Origin of the sequence: Tritonibacter mobilis, from assembly GCF_001681715.1 — a bacterium.
GTDB lineage: Bacteria > Pseudomonadota > Alphaproteobacteria > Rhodobacterales > Rhodobacteraceae > Epibacterium > Epibacterium mobile.
The window spans coordinates 383,011-400,438 of record NZ_LNWY01000012.1 but is presented as its reverse complement, the minus strand read 5'-3'; the positions used below and the strand labels follow the sequence as shown (position 1 = coordinate 400,438).

The window sequence follows — 17,428 nt, the reverse complement described above, 5'->3', positions numbered from 1 at the left end:
GCCCCCCGTTTTTGGTTATCTCGCCTTGCGTGAATGAAAGATCGGGCGCGTTATGCGCGGGTCCTCTCGAATTCCTGTTCGATCACCTTGGTGCCCCATTGTGCGCCCGGCGCCTCATGGGTGAGGCAAAAGCCATGTTTTTCATAGAGGTGGCGCGCAGCATCCAGCCCTTTGAAGGTCCAGAGCCGCGTGATGTGATACCCTTGGGTATCCACAAAATTCACCGCCTTTTCCATCAGCCTTCCACCAATCCCAAGGCCTTGCGCCTTGGGGCTGACGATAAACCAGCGCAAATGGCAGGTGCCGTCCTCCAAATCCTGCCCATCAAGGGACACGGACCCCAAGAGTTCCTCCCCCTGATAGGCACAAAACACCGTATTCGCCGAGGCCTCGATGCGGGACATGAACTCAGACATCTCGCTTGCGACTTTGCGCTCAAACACCGCGCCAAACCCATAGTTTTGCGCATAATATGCAGCATGAAGCGCGCTCACCGTGCCTATGACACCGGGTCTGTAGCCCTGATGCCAGCGCACCTCTTGAACGATAGGCTGCTTTTGCGCTCCGGATGCCGGCAAGGCATCGGCCAGCAGTGACAGGCCAGCTTCGATTGTCTGTGCCTCTTTTGCGGAGGTTCTATCCAGTGCCGTACGAAACTGCTGCCTGCCGAAGTATTCCAGCTCACGCAACAGATCGCGCCCTTTTGGTGTCAGGCTCAACCGGCGTGACCGCCTGTCAGCGGTATCGCATATCCCCTCAATCAGCTGGTCGGACTCCAGTTTTTGCAGCAGACGGCTGACCGAGGATTTCTCCAGATGCAACAGGGGTCCCAGCGCGCTGGCCGTCGCCACCGTGCCATAGCCAATCTCAAGGATCGCATGCACCGCCGAAGGTGAAAGATCCGTCCCGGCCAAGCCTTTTTGCATAAAGCCAAGTTCGCGCACGATGTGACGTGCGGCCGCGCGCATTTTGTCGATACGGGAGGTGTCAGAGGGCTGATTCATGGTTGTATGGTACAACTAAATCTGTAATCTGCCAAGCCCAACTACCATGAGCGCAGGTCTCTCATGTCTGGCCGCGTTAGGGGCGCAACACGCCTGCGGCGCGCAACATTGGCTCTTTTGGGTACCACATGCGGTTCGGCGGCATGTCAAAAATCCGCGCCGCAAACTCTGGCTGCATACCCTGCGCGATAAAGCTGGCGCGATCCTTTTCCTGCGCGCGATCAATGTCATAGCCGGGTAGGTTCACGTCCTCAGCCAATCCGTACCCATGAAATCCAAGCTGCGCCTCCGGCGCGAGGCGACGTTGATGTCCTGCCATGAACAACAGGGTGCAGGCCGAACTGCACTCACCCTGAACAAGGGTATCCAGCCCAGCCGCCGCGATCACTTGTGCCGCGCCGCGTGCCTCATAGATGTGGCCACCGGGGCTGCTCAGGCGGATTTCATCAATCTCGGGGGAGAGGTCCAACATCTGAGAAAGCCGCGCCTTCAGCCCAAAGGTGATCTCGCCGTCAAAGGTGAGGCTGCGGCCATCCAGGCTGCGCGTCAGGGTATAGAGCGCCTCGCGCGCGCGCCTCATCTGTTCGCTATGCTGTTCTTCGGGCGGCGGGCGATGTGCAATCAACACCGTGTTCCACCAAAGGGTTGCGCTGGAGAGGATCGCCAACAGGCAGAGCAGATAGCCGCCCCAGATCGGGGCCATCGCGCCGGTGTCGCGTGTATGGGCCTCGGCAGCGCTGTGATAGCGCGCGATCTGCCACAGCAGGAAAATCGCATCCCCCGCCACCAACAGATAGGCCAGCCAGACCGGCAGTTGCAGGCTCTGGTTCATGCTCCAAAACGCCGCCAGCAGCAGTGCACGCGGCACAATCAGCCGGACCCACACGCTATGGGCAAAGGCCCCTTTGGGAGGACGCAACATCAGCATACCGCCAGCCTAGCAGCTGTCCGCAGTCTGCGACCAGCCTAGCGATCCTGTCGCAACATATCTGCGGCAGCCGAGCGGACCGCGCGGGTGATCTCGCGCAGGGCAGGGGCCATGATCCGGCTCACCTGCCAATAAAGCGGCGTATCCAATTGGCTGCGGGGCACCAGTTCCACCAAATCTCCGCGCGCCAGATAGGGGCGTGCCAGCACCTCCGGGTTCATCCCCCAGCCCAGCCCGGCTGCCGCCGCATCCAGAAACGCCTGTGTGGAGGAGAGGTAATGCGCAGGCGGCACGATGCCCGGCGCAACATGGCGATCCAGCCAGCGATGTTGCAGCCGGTCCTTGGCGTTGAACACCATACAGGGTGCGCGGCGGGCCGTCTCAGTCGTCAGCCCCTCCGGAAACCACCGCGCCATATAGGCGGGGCTGGCCGTGGCCACATACGACAGCCGCCCCAGCGCATGCACATCACAGCCAGTGACCGCGCGGGAGTCTGCGCTCACGGCGGCAGAGACCACCCCACGGCGCAGCCATTCCGTGCTGTGGTCCTGATCGTCGATCACCAGATCAAACAGCACATCATCCGCCGTGACCATCGCCTGCACAAACCATGTGGCGAGGCTGTCGGCATTGACCGCAACTTTCAGCCGCGCCGGTTTTTCGGTGGTCTCCAAGGACAGATCCCGGCTGAGACGGCGCTCTAGCAGGGCGACATCCTCGGCATGTTTGGCAATGCGCAGCCCGGTTTCGGTGCCGGTGCAAGGGCTTGTGCGGTTCACCAGCGGCGTGCCCACCCGATCCTCCAGCGCCTTGATCCGCTGCGAGACTGCCGAGGGCGTGACGCCAAGCGTCGCCCCCGCCGCATCAAAGCTGCCAAGGTCAAGCACCGCGGAAAGCGCGGCCAACTGGAGAGGATCATATCGCATTAGCAAGACTTAATTGAGGTCAGTATCTTTAATTTGATTACGCCTCAGCCCGGCTTTAGTCAAAGGCAACCGCCCCCGGGCGTTGCGCAATGACACAAAAGGACAAAGCCCCATGCTGCCCCTCCCGATGACCGCAGACATGCTGCCGACCCTGATGGCAGGCTTTGGCCTTGGCTTTAGCCTGATCCTTGCGATCGGGGCGCAGAACGCCTTTGTGCTGCGCCAAGGCATCCGGGGCCAGCATGTGCTGCCCATCGTGTTGACCTGCGCGTTTTCGGACGCGTTGCTGATCACGGCCGGGGTGGCGGGGTTTGGCACGCTCACTGCCGCAGTGCCGTGGTTCGAAACCGCGATGCGCCTTGGCGGCGTGCTGTTTCTGACGTGGTACGGACTGCGCGCGCTCCGGGCGGCGTGGACGGGGGGCGCAGCACTCAGGACCGAAGGGCAGGGCGTGCAGACCGCGCTCCTGCCTGCGGTGCTGACCTGTCTGGCGTTTACCTGGCTCAACCCGCATGTCTATCTCGATACGGTGGTGCTGCTTGGGGCGATCTCGGCGCAATACACACCGGCGTGGATCTTTGGCCTTGGCGCGGTCATGGCCTCCTTCGTGTTCTTCTTCACGCTGGGCTATGGCGCGCGGCTCTTGGCGCCTGTGTTTGCGCGGCCCCGTGCATGGCAGGTGCTGGACGCGCTGATCGGCGTGGTGATGCTGGCGCTGGCGTTGAAACTCGCCCTGATGTGAGCGGGCGCGCAGGGTTTGTGCAAAACCAACAGGCTGTCAGAGCGGCGCCCGTGGCCTAGTTTAAAGGCAACGCGGCGAGGAAAGGACAGGCCCATGAGCTGGAACCCGACACTGGAACCAAAGTGCCCCGATGCAGGTAGCCTCGACGGTATCGAGACGCTGATCATCCCCCGCGCCCGCGACATCGGAGGGTTTGAGGTACGCCGCGCCTTGCCCGCGCCCCGGCGTCAGATGGTGGGCCCCTTCATCTTTTTCGATCAGATGGGCCCGGCAGAGTTCATCACCGGTGGCGGCATCGACGTACGCCCGCATCCGCACATCGGCCTTGGCACCGTCACCTATCTTTATCAGGGCGAGTTTGAACACCGCGACAGCCTCGGCACCCATCAGATGATCTACCCGGGCGAGGTCAACTGGATGGTCGCCGGCAATGGCGTCACCCATTCCGAGCGCACCTCTGAGGCCACCCGCAAGGGGCACAGCAACCTCTTTGGCATCCAGACATGGATCGCGCTGCCCGAAGACAAGGAAGACATGACACCGGTGTTTGAACACCACGGCAAAGAGGCGCTGCCGCACCTCTTGGGTGAGGGCAAGGACGTGCGGCTGATCCTCGGCTCCGCCTGGGGCGAGCGCGCGCCCGTGACCATGCTGTCAGAGACCTTCTATGCCGATGTCATTCTGGGCGCCGGGGCCAAGCTGCCGATGCCGGATAATCATGAGGATCGCGGCCTTTATATCACCCGCGGCGCGGTCGAGATTGCAGGCCAGACCTTTGAGGCGGGGCAGATGATGGTGTTTCGCCCCGGCGATGCGATCACCGTGACCGCCGGGCCGGAGGGCGCACGGCTGATGGCGCTGGGCGGCGAGACCATGGGTGGGCCGCGCCACATCTGGTGGAACTTCGTCGCCTCCTCCAAGGAAAAGATCGAAGAGGCCAAACAGGCCTGGGCGCGCGGCGATTTTGCCAATAACCCGCGCTTTCACCTACCGCCCGGCGATGACGCGGAATTCATCCCGTTACCAAACCATTAAGGCCCCAAGCTGATGTGCCGAGTCAGGTTGATCCGATCGAGAAAGGCGCTGTCGTGGCTCACCACAAGGAGCGCGCCGTCATAGTCCTGCAGCGCGGCCTCCAAGGCCTCAACCGCTTCTAGGTCGAGGTGGTTTGTCGGCTCGTCCAGCACCAATAGCTGTGGCGGCACCGGGCGGCCAAGGGTGCAGGCCAAACCCGCCCGCAACCGCTGCCCGCTGCTGAGTGCGCCCGCCACTTGCAGGCCGTCCTCGGCGCGAAACCGAAACCGCGCCAGCGCCGCGCGGGCCTCATTCAGGGTGGCTTTGGGGCTGAGGCGCTGGAAGTTCTCCACCAGCGTCTCGGAGGCCTCCAGCAGGCTCACATGCTGATCCAATAGCGCGGCACTTGCGTGGCGCTCCACAGATCCGGCGCGGGGCGTCAGTTGTCCGAGGATCACCGACACAAGCGTGGTCTTGCCGCAGCCATTGGGACCGTGCAGCGCAATCCGTTCCGGCCCGGTGATCTCCAGCGACAGATCCCGCAACACGTCGCGGGTGCCGTAGCCAGCAGTGATACTTTGCAGGGCTAGGATGCGCGTGCTGGGCTGCACGCCGGTTGTCGGGATGTCCATGCGGATCGGCTCAAGTATTTCGATACGGGCGCGGGCCTCCGCCAGCGCCTCATCCGCCGCCGCCTGCCGCGCCTCGCGCAGTCGTGCGCTTGCGCCTTTGGAGGCCTCGGCGCGCTCTTTTGCCTTGTCCATCAGGACTTTGGGCTGGCTTCCTGAGGCTCGCGCCGCCTTGCCCGCGCTGTCGCGTCGCGCCTTGCGCTCGGCGGCCTCCTGCGCGCGGCGGGCGGTGTCCTTGCGGGCTTTTTCGGCCTCGTTCAGATCATGATGCGCCGCCGCCAAGGCTGCGTGTTTTTCCGCCCGATACTGGCTGTAGGGCCCACCAAAGCGGCTGGCCCCAAGCGGGCTCAGCTCCACTATGGCATCCATGTCGTCGAGCAGTTCGCGATCATGGCTCACCACCAGCGCGGTGCCCCGCCAGTCGCGCAGAACCTGCCGCACCGTGGCGCGCCCTCCGGTGTCGAGGGTATTGGTCGGCTCGTCCAGCAGCAGGATATCCGGGTCCTGAAACAGCAGCGCCGCCAGAGCAAGCCGGGTGCGTTGTCCGCCCGACAGCTGCGCCAGCGTGGCCTCCGGGCGCAGCGACAGGCCGCAGCGCTGCATGGCGGCCTCCATCCGGGCGGGCAGGGTCCAATCGGCCTCGGCCAGATCGGCGGCACTCGCGCAGCCCGCCTCAGCACGCGTCAGCCGCGCCAGACCGGAGGCCGCGCCAAACAGCTCTGCGACCGTGAGGTGATCCTGCGCGGCCACGTCCTGTCGCATCCAACCGACCGTGCCGGTGGTCACGATACGACCGGATGCAGGCGGCAAATCCCCCGCAATCAGACGCAGCAGCGTCGTCTTGCCGGTGCCATTGCGGCCAACAACCCCGGTGCGACCGGGGTGAAAACTGAGAGTGATGTCCGAGAGAACAGGCCGCGTGTCAGCGGCGGACCAATGCAGGCTGTCGAGACGGACGGAGGCGATGGGAGAGGGCATGATAAAGAACCACGTGCAGCGACACAAACAGGGCGAGTGCGGCAAGGGTCTGGATCATGGATAGGGTCTTCCTCTGTTGCTCCTGCCAAGAAACATATGCGCCAGAACGCGAAAGGCAAGAGGTCTCGACAGGAACGATACGTCAGGCAAAACTGCGCGCATGCATTGCGTGCAGTGCCTTGGACACAGAAACCACCGGAGAAAGCAGAGACCCCCGATGCCCATGCCTTGGACATATCGACATTCTTCAAAAGAATTCAGCGCCTTCCTTGAGGATGTCAAAGAAGAGATGAGCCTTCAGTCCGACAATTCCGCTTATACGGCGGTGGAAGGCGTATTGCTGGTGTTTCGCCGCCGACTGACAGCGCAAGAAGGACTGGCCTTTGCTTCGGTGCTGCCATCGGTACTGCGCGCGATCTTTGTCAAAGACTGGGATATCAGCCAGCCGCCGGTGCCCTTTGGCGACCGCCCCAGCCTGACCCGCGAAGCACAGGCCTTGCGCCCGCATCACAACCTGACGCCAGAAAATGCCATTGAGGCCACCGCCCGCGCCCTGCGCCGCTCGATCCGACAGCAGGATCTGGACCGGGTGCTAGCGCGCCTGCCGGAGGGGGCAGAGGCATTCTGGCACGTAGCGGTCAGCGATCCGCGCGAACTGGAGCAGCGCATCATCTGAGGATCTGCGTGCAGGGCGCGGGCCGTGTACCCATAATGGCAGCGCAAAAAGAGGTACAATATTTCACAAGTGAAGGGTTGTCTTGCCCTCGCAATGGGTGTCTGCTTGCGCCCATGAGCGATGCAACCCTGACCAAAGAAATGGCAAGCCAGCCAGCCCAGCCAACCTCCAATCCCATGCGCGGCGTCTTCTGGATGCTGGTGACGGGGCTTAACTTCGTGGCGGTGACGGCGCTGGTGAAATACATGGGGCCGCGCATCCCTCCCGCCGAGAGCGCGTTTTTGCGCTATTTGCTGGGGCTGGTGTTCCTGATCCCGATGATCGGCTCGCTCAGGGCCGTGACCTGGACCCCGAAACTGCACGGTCTCTTCGCGTTGCGCGGTGGGGTACATGCGCTTGGGGTCATCATGTGGTTCTTTGCCATGACCCGCATTCCGCTGGCCGAGGTCACGGCGATGAACTACCTCTCGCCGGTCTATGTGACGCTGGGCGCTGCGATTTTTATGGGTGAAAAACTGGCCTTTCGCCGCATCGCCGCGGTTGCGGTGGCGCTGTTGGGGGTGGTGGTGATCCTGCGGCCCGGTTTCCGCGAGGTCTCTCCCGGACATCTGGCGATGCTGGTCACAGGGTTTGCCTTCGGGATCTCTTATCTTTTGGCCAAGACCATGGTGGGGCGCACAAACCCAACTGTGGTGGTGGCGATGCTGTCGCTCTGGGTGACCGTTGCGCTGGCTCCCTTTGCCTTGGCCAATTGGGTGACGCCCACGCTGTATGAACTCACGGTGCTCTTTGGGGTCGCTTGTTTCGCGACGGCAGGCCATTATACCATGACGCTGGCCTTTGCCTCGGCACCGCTGACGGTAACCCAGCCGGTGACCTTTCTGCAGTTGATCTGGGCCACGCTTCTTGGTGCATTGGCCTTTGGCGAAAGCGTCGATATCTGGGTGGTTCTGGGCGGCAGTATGATCCTCGCGGCGGTCACCTTCATCACCTGGCGCGAAGCCGTGCTGAAACGGCGCGCCATCACACCTGCGCCACATGCGGTGAAATCCTGACGCCAAAGCGCAGCATTTTACGCCCAAAACACCAGTGACACGGCGGGTTTGCAGAAACCAAACGTCATATCTTCAAAAAAGTTAACAACTTCCCGCACGCCGTGTCGTCAGCCCGTTACACTTCTGTCATAGATATCCGCGTCGAGATGTATGAAGTGTAGCGCTATGTCCTTGCCCGATCTTAGGCTTTTGTTGGTGCTGGCGATGTCGCTGGTGCTGCCGTCTGTGGCTCAGGCGGCGCTGGATCTGTGCAACGACACCAGCGATCCACAAAATGTCGCCATCGGATATAAGAGCGCTGACAGCTGGGTGTCCGAAGGCTGGTGGCAAGTCCCCGTCGGAGAATGCGCCGAGGTGGTGCCCGGCGTGCTGCCGCGCCGGTTTTACTACTTGCGGGTCGAAACCGAGGGCTGGGTCTTCACCGACGACAAGCTGGGGTTTTGCGTCGATGACGATGATTTCTCGATCAGTGGGGACGATTCCTGCGCCCGCCGAGGCTTTCGCCACGAGAATTTCGCACGCATAGACACCGGGCCGGAAACACCCGACTACAGCCATAGTCTGAGCCTCAATCTCAAACCCGCCGATCCCGACCGCGCGGCACGTATCGCAACACACCCTCAATTTGTCAGCGAGGCGGTGTTTCAGGGCTGTGAAACCGAGGTCGCGAGTTACTCCAGCTTTTGTACCTTCATCGGCACCGGACGGCGCTTTTTGGTCTATGATGACGGGCGCACCTCCAGCAAGCTCTGGCAACAAATGCAGGAGATCCCGCGCGGCCGACGGGTCGAACTCTATGGCCAGCGCGAGGATCTCTTCGACACCACATCGGAACTGGTCCTCACCGCCCTGGTCGTGCAGCCCGAAAACCGATTTGACCGGCTCCTGGCAAGCCTGCAGGGGCTGTGGCTCTCTACCATGGATCCCAACGACAGCTTCCGCGTCAGCGGCGCAGAGCGGATCAACTCCTACGCGGGCGCGGAAACCTCGGTGGAATATATCTCGTTGCAAGACAGCTGTGCTGACTACGATGGCGAAGGGGTGTTCCTCTATACGTGGGACAATAACGCAGGCACCAGCCTGTGTTATCAGATCACCCGTATCTCGGACGAAGAACTGGCTCTGACCTACCTGCCACGGGGCACCGAACTGGTGTATCGTCGCGAGGGCTGAGCCTCTCTTCTAACGCCAAATATCCCGGTGTCCGGGGCAGCGCCCCGGTCTTGCGCCTCATTCTGACCCTGGCCTGTCTCTAGGCGACCAATTCGCGCGAGGTGACCAGATCCACCACCCGATGCGCGGCGCGCCGTGCGGCTTGGGTATCCAGCGGCTGATCCGATTGGGCGGCCTGTAGCCAGACCCCATCCATATAGCTTTGCAGCGCCTGACGTGCGGTTTCCACCTGATCGGGGGCCACCAACTGGCTCAGCTCGGCGACAAAATGGCTGCGCACACGAGCGCGGTTGATCCGATGGAGCCGCGCCAGACTGGTGGAGTAGGGGGCATTGGCCCAGAACTGCATCCAGATGCTGCATTGCGGCACCGTGTAAAGCGAATCTGCAAAGTTCGCATCCATCACCGCATAGAGCCGCTCCAGCGGCGATTGCGCCTGCGCGTAGCCTGCGACCATCGCGTCTCTGAGCTTGCGCAACAGATGTCGCATCGTGGCTTCCATCAACCCTTCTTTGGAGCCGAAATAATAGCTGATAGAGGCGGCCGAAGCCCCCGCTTCACGCGCGATTTCCGCCATGGTTACAGTCCCGTAGCCACGTTTGTGGACGGTGATGATGGTTGCTTCAATAAGCTCTTCGTTGCGGATGTCGCGAATGCGTTTACGTGCCATAAAATCAGAGTGCGCCAGTGGGGCAGAAGTTTCAATAATTGACCTCAAAAAACCAAAACTTGAATGGCCATTCAAAATTTGGTTAGATTGTTCAGGCGCAGGCCACTCAGCCGACGCCACCAATAATAATAACATCGACCGAAGCGGGCGCCAGAGGGTGCCCCTGCGACTTATTCACTGGGAGGTGAAAACGAATGACGTATTTGATCTCTGCAGGTATTCTGCTGGCCTTCGCGCTGGTGGCATTCTGCGTCATCAAGTGGTGGAATCTGGAGGTGGTCGGCGTGACGCCTGTACCGCTGTTCACATTTATCGCAATCCTGTTCACATCAGGCCTCGACGTGGGCCTCGTGATGTTCCCGCTGGCGTGGGACTTCCCGCTCTATGCGGATACCGCAACAGAGCCCGCTTACGGGTTCACCAACCCGCTGGCGCTGGAGTTCGGATTCTGGGGCTTCTTGATCTGGGGCTTTTATTTCCTGACCACGTTCTACTTCTGCGTGATCGAACCGAAGGTCAAATTCTTCGAGATCCCGGTGGTCAAATGGATCAACAACATCGTCATTATCGGCACCTGTGCCTTTACCGGCGCATTGTTCCTGAACTATCTGCCCTATTACGCCACTTTCGTGGGCGACGGCGAGACGGTGATCCCGGCGTTTTATGCTGTGACCTTCCTCGTGGTGCTGTTTGCGGCGTTTTCGTCCACTGACATCAAATATGTGCGCATCCTGTCGCTCAGCTCGACCGGGCTTTTTGCGCTGTTGATCCTTGGCATGTGGGCCTATTCCGGCATGGGGCTGGGCGAGTTCGCCTCCACCGCCTCCAACATCGGCGGCTACTTTGCCAATATCCACAAATTCGTGCTGCCGCTCACCGACTACCATGAATTCTACCTGTTCTGGTGGTTTGCATGGTCGATCATGATCGGTCAGTTCACCTCGCGCTTTGTGGGTGGCCTCAAGACGTGGCAGGTGCTGGTCTCGCTTCTGGTGTTCCCGTCGATCCCGCTCGCGGTGTGGTTCTCGGTGCTTTATTACTATCACCTCAACGAGATCCCGACGACGCTGTTCATCAATATCTCCATGGTGGTTGTGGGCGTGATCTTTGTGATCAACTCCTTTGACTCGCTGATCCGTCTCTACACTGACAACCTCAACCTCAGCTCGCGCCGTCTGGGCCGCCCGGTCTATGTGATCGGCAATGCGGTGGTGCTTTTTGCGCTGACCGTCGCCTTCCAAAGCCAGTGGCTGCAGATTGAATGGATCGGTGCCGTGGTGATCGGTCTCTACGTGGCCTGCCTGGTCTATATCTTCGTCAACAAACGCGAAGAGGTCATGGCGATTGAGGCCAGCCCGGAAGAAAACGACCTCGATTTCACCAAGATCGAAACCGTTCACTAAACCTCTGACATCGCAGCGTCCCCGGCCGGGGGCGCTGCACCGCCGACTCATCCACGACAGACGCCCGCGCGCCCGTCCTGCATGTGCCGGTCCCCGAATGAAACCGCACAGCTTCGCGCGCCACCTGTTGGCCGCGAAGATCCACACATCACGCCCCGCACCTGCGCGGGGCACCTCGAACACGAAAGAGGCGAAAGACATGACACATCCGGCTCAGCCCAAAGCCAGCCATTTTATCAATGGCGCCTATGTTGAAGATACCTCCGGCACCCCGATCCCGGTGATCTATGCCGCCACCGGCGAAGAGATCGCCACCGTCTATGCTGCCACCCCGGCCATTATCGAGCAGGCCCTGACCTCGGCGCAGGCCGCGCAAAAGGAATGGGCCAAGAAAACCGGCACCGAGCGGGGCCGCGTCCTGCGCCGCGCCGCTGAGATCATGCGCGAACGCAATCATGAGCTTTCGGTGTTGGAAACCTATGACACTGGCAAGCCGCTGCAGGAAACGCTGGTCGCGGATGCCACCTCCGGCGCCGATGCGCTGGAGTATTTCGGCGGTCTGGCGGCAAGCCTGACGGGCGAGCACATCCCGCTGGGCGAGGATTGGGTCTATACCATCCGCGAACCGCTTGGCCTCTGTGTGGGGATCGGCGCATGGAACTACCCCACCCAGATCGCCTGCTGGAAGGGCGCGCCTGCATTGGCCTGTGGCAACTCCATGGTGTTCAAACCCTCCGAGACCACGCCGCTCTGCGCGCTCAAGGTGGCCGAAATCCTGATCGAGGCGGGCGCGCCTGCGGGGCTTTATAATGTCATCCAAGGTATGGGCGAGGTTGGCGGTGCGCTTGTGACCGACCCGCGCGTCGACAAGGTCTCGCTGACGGGCTCTGTGCCCACTGGCAAAAAGGTCTACGCGGCTGCGGCTTCCGGCATGAAGCATGTGACCATGGAACTTGGCGGCAAATCTCCGATGATCGTCTTTGAAGACGCCGACATCGAGAGCGCCATCTCTGGCGCGATCAACGGCAACTTCTACTCCTCCGGTCAGGTCTGCTCCAACGGCACGCGGGTGTTTGTGCACAAGGACATTAAGGAGAAATTCCTCGCCCGTCTGGCCGAGCGCACCGCGACAGCCAAACTGGGCGACCCGATGGATGAGAGCGTGAACTTCGGCCCGATGGTCAGCGCACGTCAGATGGAGATCGTCCTTGGCTATATCGAAAAGGGCAAATCCGAGGGTGCCCGGCTGATCTGCGGCGGCGGACGCGCCGAGATGGATGGCTATTATGTGCAGCCTACCGTCTTTGCCGATGTCACCGACGATATGGTGATTGCGCGCGAAGAGATCTTTGGCCCGGTCATGTGCGTGCTGGATTTTGACAGCGAAGACGAGGTGATCGCGCGCGCCAATGACACCGAGTTTGGCCTCTCTGCCGGGGTCTTCACCAAGGATTTCACCCGCGCCCACCGGGTGATCGGTCAGCTTGAGGCAGGCAGCTGCTTTATCAATTCCTACAATGACGCACCCGTTGAGGCGCCCTTTGGCGGCGTCAAAGCCTCTGGTGTGGGGCGTGAGAACTCTAAGGAGGCGATCAAGCACTTCAGCCAGGTGAAGTCGGTCTATGTGCGCATGGGCGATTGCGAAGCAGCCTTCTGAGGTCTGCACCTAAACGATAGGGCGCGTCCTTTTGGACGACGCCCACCCAACCGCCCCGTCGCCCAAAAGGACGCGGGCGAACTGAGAAGCTATGCCTTGTGGTCAGCCCCGGCGGGTGCGGCCCTGTGACAGGAGAATGGACGCGATGAACGCGGATTACGTGATTGTTGGGGCCGGCAGCGCAGGCTGCGCCATGGCTTACCGTCTGAGCGAGGCGGGGAAATCGGTGCTGGTGATCGAACATGGCGGCACCGATGCAGGCCCGTTCATCCAGATGCCGGGCGCATTGAGCTACCCGATGAATATGTCGATGTATGACTGGGGCTACAAATCCCAGCCCGAGCCGCATCTGGGCGGGCGCGAGCTGGTCACCCCGCGCGGCAAGGTCATTGGCGGGTCGTCCTCGATCAACGGCATGGTCTATGTGCGCGGCCACGCGGGCGATTATAACCATTGGGCCGAGAGCGGTGCCACCGGCTGGTCCTACGCCGATGTGCTGCCCTATTTTAAACGCATGGAGTGCTGGGACGACCGCGGCCATGGCGGCGATCCCGACTGGCGCGGCAGCGACGGCCCGCTGCATGTCACCCGTGGCCCGCGCGACAACCCGCTGCATGATGCCTTTGTGAAGGCCGGGCAGCAGGCGGGTTATCCGGTCACCAAGGACTACAACGGCGAGCAGCAAGAGGGCTTTGGCCCGATGGAGATGACGGTCTACAAGGGCCGCCGCTGGTCCGCCGCCAACGCCTATCTGAAGCCCGCCCTGAAACGCGACAACTGCACCATGATCCGCGCGCTGGCCCGCAAGGTGGTGATCGAAGACGGCCGCGCCGTTGGTGTCGAAGTCGAACGGGGTGGCCAGATCGAGGTGATCCGTGCGGGTGCAGAGGTGATCCTCGCAGCCTCCTCGCTCAACTCGCCGAAACTCCTGATGCTCTCGGGCATTGGCCCCGCCAAACATCTGGCTGAACACGGAATCGAGGTGGTCGCGGATCGCCCCGGCGTCGGCCAGAACCTGCAAGACCATCTGGAGTTCTACTTCCAGTTCGCCTCCAAATTGCCGATCACGCTCTATAAATACTGGAACCTCTTCGGCAAGGCTTTGGTCGGGGCGCAGTGGCTCTTTACCAAGACCGGGCTGGGGGCCTCAAACCAGTTCGAGAGCGCAGCCTTTATTCGCTCTGACAAGGGGATCGACTACCCCGACATCCAGTATCACTTCCTGCCAATTGCCGTGCGCTATGATGGGCAGGCGGCAGCCGAGGGCCATGGCTTTCAGGCCCATGTCGGCCCGATGCGCTCCGCCTCGCGCGGTGAGGTCACACTGGCCAGCGCCGATCCCAATGCCGCGCCGAAGATCCTGTTCAACTACATGTCGACCGAACAGGACTGGATCGATTTCCGCAAATGCGTGCGCCTCACGCGAGAGATCTTTGCCCAGGACGCGATGAAACCCTACCTGAAGCATGAGATCCAGCCGGGGAGCGACCTGCAAACAGACGAGGAGATCGACGGTTTCCTGCGCGAACATGTCGAAAGCGCCTATCACCCTTGCGGCACCTGCAAGATGGGCGCGGTGGATGACCCGATGGCGGTGGTTGACCCTGAATGCCGGGTGATCGGCGTCGAGGGGCTGCGGGTGGCGGATAGCTCCATCTTCCCGCGCATCACCAATGGCAACCTCAACGGGCCCTCGATCATGACCGGCGAGAAAGCCTCCGATCATATCCTGGGTCGCCGTCTGCCGTCCTCAAACGCGGAGCCTTGGTTCAACCCGGATTGGGAGACCTCGCAGCGCTGAGACCTGCACTGTTAGTCACGCCTAGCCGCCCCTTGCATCCGCAGTGGGGCGGTTTTTTTATCGACATGCCTGAGAGTCTTGTTGGTCGACAAGCGGACGAAGATGTCATTGATTTCCTGCCGGTTTCTGCGAAGACCGACTTAACAACCAATGGGAACTCGAATGAACTTTTCAAAAAGGATCTATTTAACAACCGCATTCGGCGTGTTTGTCACCTCTGTGGCATACGCTGCCGATCCAAGGGAAGCCGGGGGCTTCAAACTGGGAAGCTCATTTGAAGCAGCACAACAGCATGCGCTCGGACAGGGATGGGAACTCGTGCCTACTTCGGAAAACTTGCCGGGACAATGGGTTGTCGAAGGCACGAACCTATCCCTGTTTGTTTGCAACGGGGTAGTCTCTTCAGTCCATGAAAAATTGGAAGGCGACTTTGAAGAGTTCGTGACACTCGTTTTTTCGATGCAGCTTAAATTTGGCAAACCCGATATTCAGATCCTGAGCCTTAGTTCTGGCATTGGAGACATATCGACGATAGATGCGCGCTTCGACAAAGGTGATGGTGGAGCCACAGTTCAGCTTCAAAGTCTTGGCGGAGGACGAGCCTTTTCTGTAAATCACTGGATGGAAATCGAATGCCAATGATGACTTCAGCTTTCGTTTGCAATGCAAGGCAACGAGGGCTCAAAGCAGACTCCCCCGATTTGAAGGCTGTCCTGTATTCCTCTCCCTGTGCTCGATCAGATAGCCGCTCCGTATCGGAGTGGGGTGGAGCAAGTGCACGGCCTTTCACACGGTTCGAAACCTCTGCCACCACAGGGAATAAAATGTTGCAGCGCTTCAAATCGGGCGCTGGTGCGGCAGCTTGACTTGAGGTCCGGATTTTGCAGCGATGCCCGCCGCACACCATACAGGGTTTGGAATTCCGCTAAAACTTGATCCCGGTCAAAGTGTGCGTGCGAGTCATCTTCTAAGCTCTTGTCAAACAACACATTGAAGGAGCGAACAGATGTCCCATACCCCGCATGAACTGGCCGAAGAATTCCCTGAAAAAGCCGCTCTGATGAGTGATCTCAAACAGTCAGATGCGCATTTTGCAAAGCTTGCGGATGACTATCACGAGGTAAACCGCGCCGTACACCGCGCGGAGACCAATGTGGAGCCGGTGTCCGAGCAGGCCGAGAACGACATGCGCAAGAAACGTGCCGCCCTCAAGGATGAGATCTGGGGCATTCTGTCCAAGGCCTGAGCCTTCCTGATAAACACCAAGGGTCGCCCGGATTTGGGCGGCCCTTTTGCGTGACTAGTTGACCCGGTAGGGCAGCACGCTGCGCTCATTGGTATCGACCGACAGGCGTCGCTCCAGCGGCGGCACCGAACGCTGGTGGCAATGCTGGCGCTCGCAGATCCGGCAGGAAATGCCGATGGGTTCAAAGGCCGAGGCCTGCGTCACATCCAGCCCATCCGCAAAGACCAGCGCATCCGCGTGGCTGACCTCGCAGCCCAATGAGATCGCATAGCGCCGCACCGGCGCGCCAAAGGAGCCGCCCGGTTTTGACACATCGCGCGCCAGCGAGATATAGCGCACCCCGTCGGGGGTTTCGGCCAGTTGGCGCAAAAAACGCCCCGGTGTTTCAAACGCCCGGTGGACGTTCCACAAGGGGCAGGCACCGCCAAAACGGGCAAATTGCAGCCGCGTGGCAGAGTGGCGCTTGGTGATGGTGCCAGCCTGATCGACACGCACGAAGAAGAACGGAATGCCCTTGGCACCGGGGCGCTGCAAGGTCGACAGACGATGTGCCACCTGCTCGATCGAAGCGCCAAATCGGATCGCCAGCAGCTCCAGATCGTGGCGGCAGGATTGCGCGGCTTCCAGAAACCTTGTGTAGGGCATCAGGGCCGCTCCCGCGAAATAGTTGGCAAGGCCGATTTTTGCGATGGAGCGCGCTTCCTCGGTCTGAAACTTTGCAAAGTCCAGTGTTGCTTCCAGCAAATCCCCGTAGCGCAGCAACGCCAGTTGCAAGAGCATCTGAAACAGCCGCGTTTGCGGTGCGGAGCGATGAGAGAGCGCCAGCACCTTGGTCTCCGGATCATAGGCGCGCAGCCCCTCCATGTCGCGTAGGGTGAGGGTGACGCCGATCTGTTGCAGCGCGGCCTCGGCATTCATACGTGTGTCGCCGCTGCCTGAAAACCGCTCAGCTGCGCGGTCCACGGCGTCAATATAGTTGTCGCAGTAGTGAAAGAAGTCGCGGACCTCTTCCCAGGGGCTGGCCTGAATGCGCGCATCGGCGCGCCCCAGCGCCTCATCCAGCGAGGCAAGCCGTTCATGGGTTTGCCGGTAAGCGCGGTGCAGGCTGAGGAAAGCGCGCGCGAGCGCGGGCGCGTTTGAAGCGGTCAGACGCAGATCCGCAAGCGGCGGCACATCATCTGCAAAGACCGGATCGGCCATTGCCTCGCGCATGTCGGAAATCAGCCGCTCGCTATCCCCAGACGACAGCTCCGTCACATCCAGGCCGAACTCCTGTGCCAGCGCCAGAACCACGGTGGTGGACACGGGCCGGTTGTTGTTCTCCATCTGGTTCAGATAGGGCAGCGAGACGCCGAGCTTGGCGGCAAAGTCCTTCTGGGTGAGGCCGATCCGGTTGCGCATCTCGCGCAGTTTCGCCCCGGCATAGAGCTTTTGGGTGGCCATGTGGCGTGCCTTTGCAAATTGAGCTGAGTTGATTTGTATAACTGCAAACTCACTCTGGCAAGCTGCACTGGTTTTAACTGTGC

The 17,428-nt window shown here is 60.9% G+C and carries 16 protein-coding genes; 10 read left to right on the top strand and 6 right to left on the bottom strand.

The features are described from left to right. Window positions 1–50: 50 nt before the first annotated feature. The 3 genes from UB90_RS13150 to UB90_RS13140 all read right to left on the bottom strand — a co-directional run bounded on the left by UB90_RS13150 (window position 51) and on the right by UB90_RS13140 (window position 2,858). Entirely contained in the window at window positions 51–1,004 is a 954-nt protein-coding gene (locus UB90_RS13150; protein WP_065326093.1) for a helix-turn-helix domain-containing GNAT family N-acetyltransferase, read from the bottom strand. Between the two features lie 76 nt (window positions 1,005–1,080). Then, window positions 1,081–1,932, bottom strand: a complete 852-nt coding sequence (locus tag UB90_RS13145; protein WP_065326092.1) for a COG3904 family protein — start codon at window positions 1,930–1,932, stop codon at window positions 1,081–1,083. Between the two features lie 38 nt (window positions 1,933–1,970). After that, window positions 1,971–2,858, bottom strand: coding sequence for a LysR family transcriptional regulator ArgP (locus tag UB90_RS13140; protein ID WP_065326091.1), 888 nt, complete (start codon window positions 2,856–2,858; stop codon window positions 1,971–1,973). A 112-nt stretch (window positions 2,859–2,970) separates the two neighbouring features. Between UB90_RS13140 and UB90_RS13135 the strand changes: the two genes are divergently transcribed. Both UB90_RS13135 and UB90_RS13130 read left to right on the top strand, forming a co-directional pair. Beyond that, entirely contained in the window at window positions 2,971–3,600 is a 630-nt protein-coding gene (locus UB90_RS13135) for a LysE/ArgO family amino acid transporter (RefSeq protein ID WP_081285581.1), read from the top strand. Between the two features lie 93 nt (window positions 3,601–3,693). Next, a complete protein-coding gene (locus UB90_RS13130; RefSeq protein WP_065326090.1) occupies window positions 3,694–4,635 on the top strand; it encodes a pirin family protein in 942 nt (313 codons plus the stop codon). Here the strand turns inward: UB90_RS13130 and UB90_RS13125 are convergent. After that, window positions 4,632–6,221, bottom strand: a complete 1,590-nt coding sequence (locus tag UB90_RS13125) for an ABC-F family ATP-binding cassette domain-containing protein (RefSeq protein ID WP_065326089.1) — start codon at window positions 6,219–6,221, stop codon at window positions 4,632–4,634. The genes UB90_RS13130 and UB90_RS13125 overlap by 4 nt on opposite strands. Window positions 6,222–6,438: 217 nt before the next feature. On the opposite strand from UB90_RS13125, the gene UB90_RS13120 reads away from it, so the two are divergent. The 3 genes from UB90_RS13120 (at window position 6,439) to UB90_RS13110 (ending at window position 9,125) form a co-directional block, all read left to right on the top strand. Then, window positions 6,439–6,897 carry a DUF2267 domain-containing protein gene (locus UB90_RS13120; protein WP_065326088.1) on the top strand — a complete coding sequence of 153 codons (459 nt, stop codon included), beginning with the start codon at window positions 6,439–6,441 and terminating at the stop codon, window positions 6,895–6,897. Between the two features lie 113 nt (window positions 6,898–7,010). Then, entirely contained in the window at window positions 7,011–7,952 is a 942-nt protein-coding gene (locus UB90_RS13115; RefSeq protein ID WP_081285585.1) for a DMT family transporter, read from the top strand. A 165-nt stretch (window positions 7,953–8,117) separates the two neighbouring features. Continuing rightward, entirely contained in the window at window positions 8,118–9,125 is a 1,008-nt protein-coding gene (locus UB90_RS13110) for a DUF1036 domain-containing protein (RefSeq protein ID WP_065326087.1), read from the top strand. Window positions 9,126–9,204: 79 nt separating this feature from the next. Here UB90_RS13110 and betI read toward each other — a convergent pair whose 3' ends face one another. After that, window positions 9,205–9,795, bottom strand: a complete 591-nt coding sequence (gene betI, locus UB90_RS13105; protein WP_005615171.1) for a choline-binding transcriptional repressor BetI — start codon at window positions 9,793–9,795, stop codon at window positions 9,205–9,207. 194 nt (window positions 9,796–9,989) lie between these two features. Here betI and UB90_RS13100 point away from each other — a divergent pair, with 194 nt between their 5' ends. The 5 genes from UB90_RS13100 to UB90_RS13080 all read left to right on the top strand — a co-directional run bounded on the left by UB90_RS13100 (window position 9,990) and on the right by UB90_RS13080 (window position 15,902). Next, the gene (locus UB90_RS13100; protein WP_065326086.1) at window positions 9,990–11,198 is read left to right on the top strand and encodes a BCCT family transporter; all 1,209 of its coding nucleotides are present in this window, start codon (window positions 9,990–9,992) and stop codon (window positions 11,196–11,198) included. A gap of 199 nt (window positions 11,199–11,397) precedes the next feature. After that, entirely contained in the window at window positions 11,398–12,855 is a 1,458-nt protein-coding gene (gene betB / locus UB90_RS13095; RefSeq protein ID WP_065326117.1) for a betaine-aldehyde dehydrogenase, read from the top strand. Between the two features lie 145 nt (window positions 12,856–13,000). Continuing rightward, window positions 13,001–14,656, top strand: a complete 1,656-nt coding sequence (gene betA, locus UB90_RS13090) for a choline dehydrogenase (protein WP_065326116.1) — start codon at window positions 13,001–13,003, stop codon at window positions 14,654–14,656. 162 nt (window positions 14,657–14,818) lie between these two features. Further along, window positions 14,819–15,298, top strand: a complete 480-nt coding sequence (locus UB90_RS13085; RefSeq protein ID WP_065331981.1) for a hypothetical protein — start codon at window positions 14,819–14,821, stop codon at window positions 15,296–15,298. A gap of 364 nt (window positions 15,299–15,662) precedes the next feature. After that, a complete protein-coding gene (locus UB90_RS13080; protein WP_065326084.1) occupies window positions 15,663–15,902 on the top strand; it encodes a YdcH family protein in 240 nt (79 codons plus the stop codon). A gap of 54 nt (window positions 15,903–15,956) precedes the next feature. On the opposite strand, the gene UB90_RS13075 is transcribed toward UB90_RS13080, so the two are convergent. Beyond that, complete coding sequence (locus UB90_RS13075; protein ID WP_009177268.1) at window positions 15,957–17,345, bottom strand: helix-turn-helix domain-containing protein; 1,389 nt, start codon at window positions 17,343–17,345, stop codon at window positions 15,957–15,959. Window positions 17,346–17,428: the final 83 nt, after the last annotated feature.

Excerpts from the sequence above, each read along its gene's own strand:
- UB90_RS13150 (WP_065326093.1), bottom strand. The coding sequence starts at position 1,004 with ATGAATCAGCCCTCTGACACCTCCCGTATCGACAAAATGCGCGCGGCC.
- UB90_RS13145 (WP_065326092.1), bottom strand. The coding sequence starts at position 1,932 with ATGCTGATGTTGCGTCCTCCCAAAGGGGCCTTTGCCCATAGCGTGTGG.
- UB90_RS13140 (WP_065326091.1), bottom strand. The coding sequence starts at position 2,858 with ATGCGATATGATCCTCTCCAGTTGGCCGCGCTTTCCGCGGTGCTTGAC.
- UB90_RS13135 (WP_081285581.1), top strand. The coding sequence starts at position 2,971 with ATGCTGCCCCTCCCGATGACCGCAGACATGCTGCCGACCCTGATGGCA.
- UB90_RS13130 (WP_065326090.1), top strand. The coding sequence starts at position 3,694 with ATGAGCTGGAACCCGACACTGGAACCAAAGTGCCCCGATGCAGGTAGC.
- UB90_RS13125 (WP_065326089.1), bottom strand. The coding sequence starts at position 6,221 with ATGCCCTCTCCCATCGCCTCCGTCCGTCTCGACAGCCTGCATTGGTCC.
- UB90_RS13120 (WP_065326088.1), top strand. The coding sequence starts at position 6,439 with ATGCCCATGCCTTGGACATATCGACATTCTTCAAAAGAATTCAGCGCC.
- UB90_RS13115 (WP_081285585.1), top strand. The coding sequence starts at position 7,011 with ATGAGCGATGCAACCCTGACCAAAGAAATGGCAAGCCAGCCAGCCCAG.
- UB90_RS13110 (WP_065326087.1), top strand. The coding sequence starts at position 8,118 with ATGTCCTTGCCCGATCTTAGGCTTTTGTTGGTGCTGGCGATGTCGCTG.
- betI (WP_005615171.1), bottom strand. The coding sequence starts at position 9,795 with ATGGCACGTAAACGCATTCGCGACATCCGCAACGAAGAGCTTATTGAA.
- UB90_RS13100 (WP_065326086.1), top strand. The coding sequence starts at position 9,990 with ATGACGTATTTGATCTCTGCAGGTATTCTGCTGGCCTTCGCGCTGGTG.
- betB (WP_065326117.1), top strand. The coding sequence starts at position 11,398 with ATGACACATCCGGCTCAGCCCAAAGCCAGCCATTTTATCAATGGCGCC.
- betA (WP_065326116.1), top strand. The coding sequence starts at position 13,001 with ATGAACGCGGATTACGTGATTGTTGGGGCCGGCAGCGCAGGCTGCGCC.
- UB90_RS13085 (WP_065331981.1), top strand. The coding sequence starts at position 14,819 with ATGAACTTTTCAAAAAGGATCTATTTAACAACCGCATTCGGCGTGTTT.
- UB90_RS13080 (WP_065326084.1), top strand. The coding sequence starts at position 15,663 with ATGTCCCATACCCCGCATGAACTGGCCGAAGAATTCCCTGAAAAAGCC.
- UB90_RS13075 (WP_009177268.1), bottom strand. The coding sequence starts at position 17,345 with ATGGCCACCCAAAAGCTCTATGCCGGGGCGAAACTGCGCGAGATGCGC.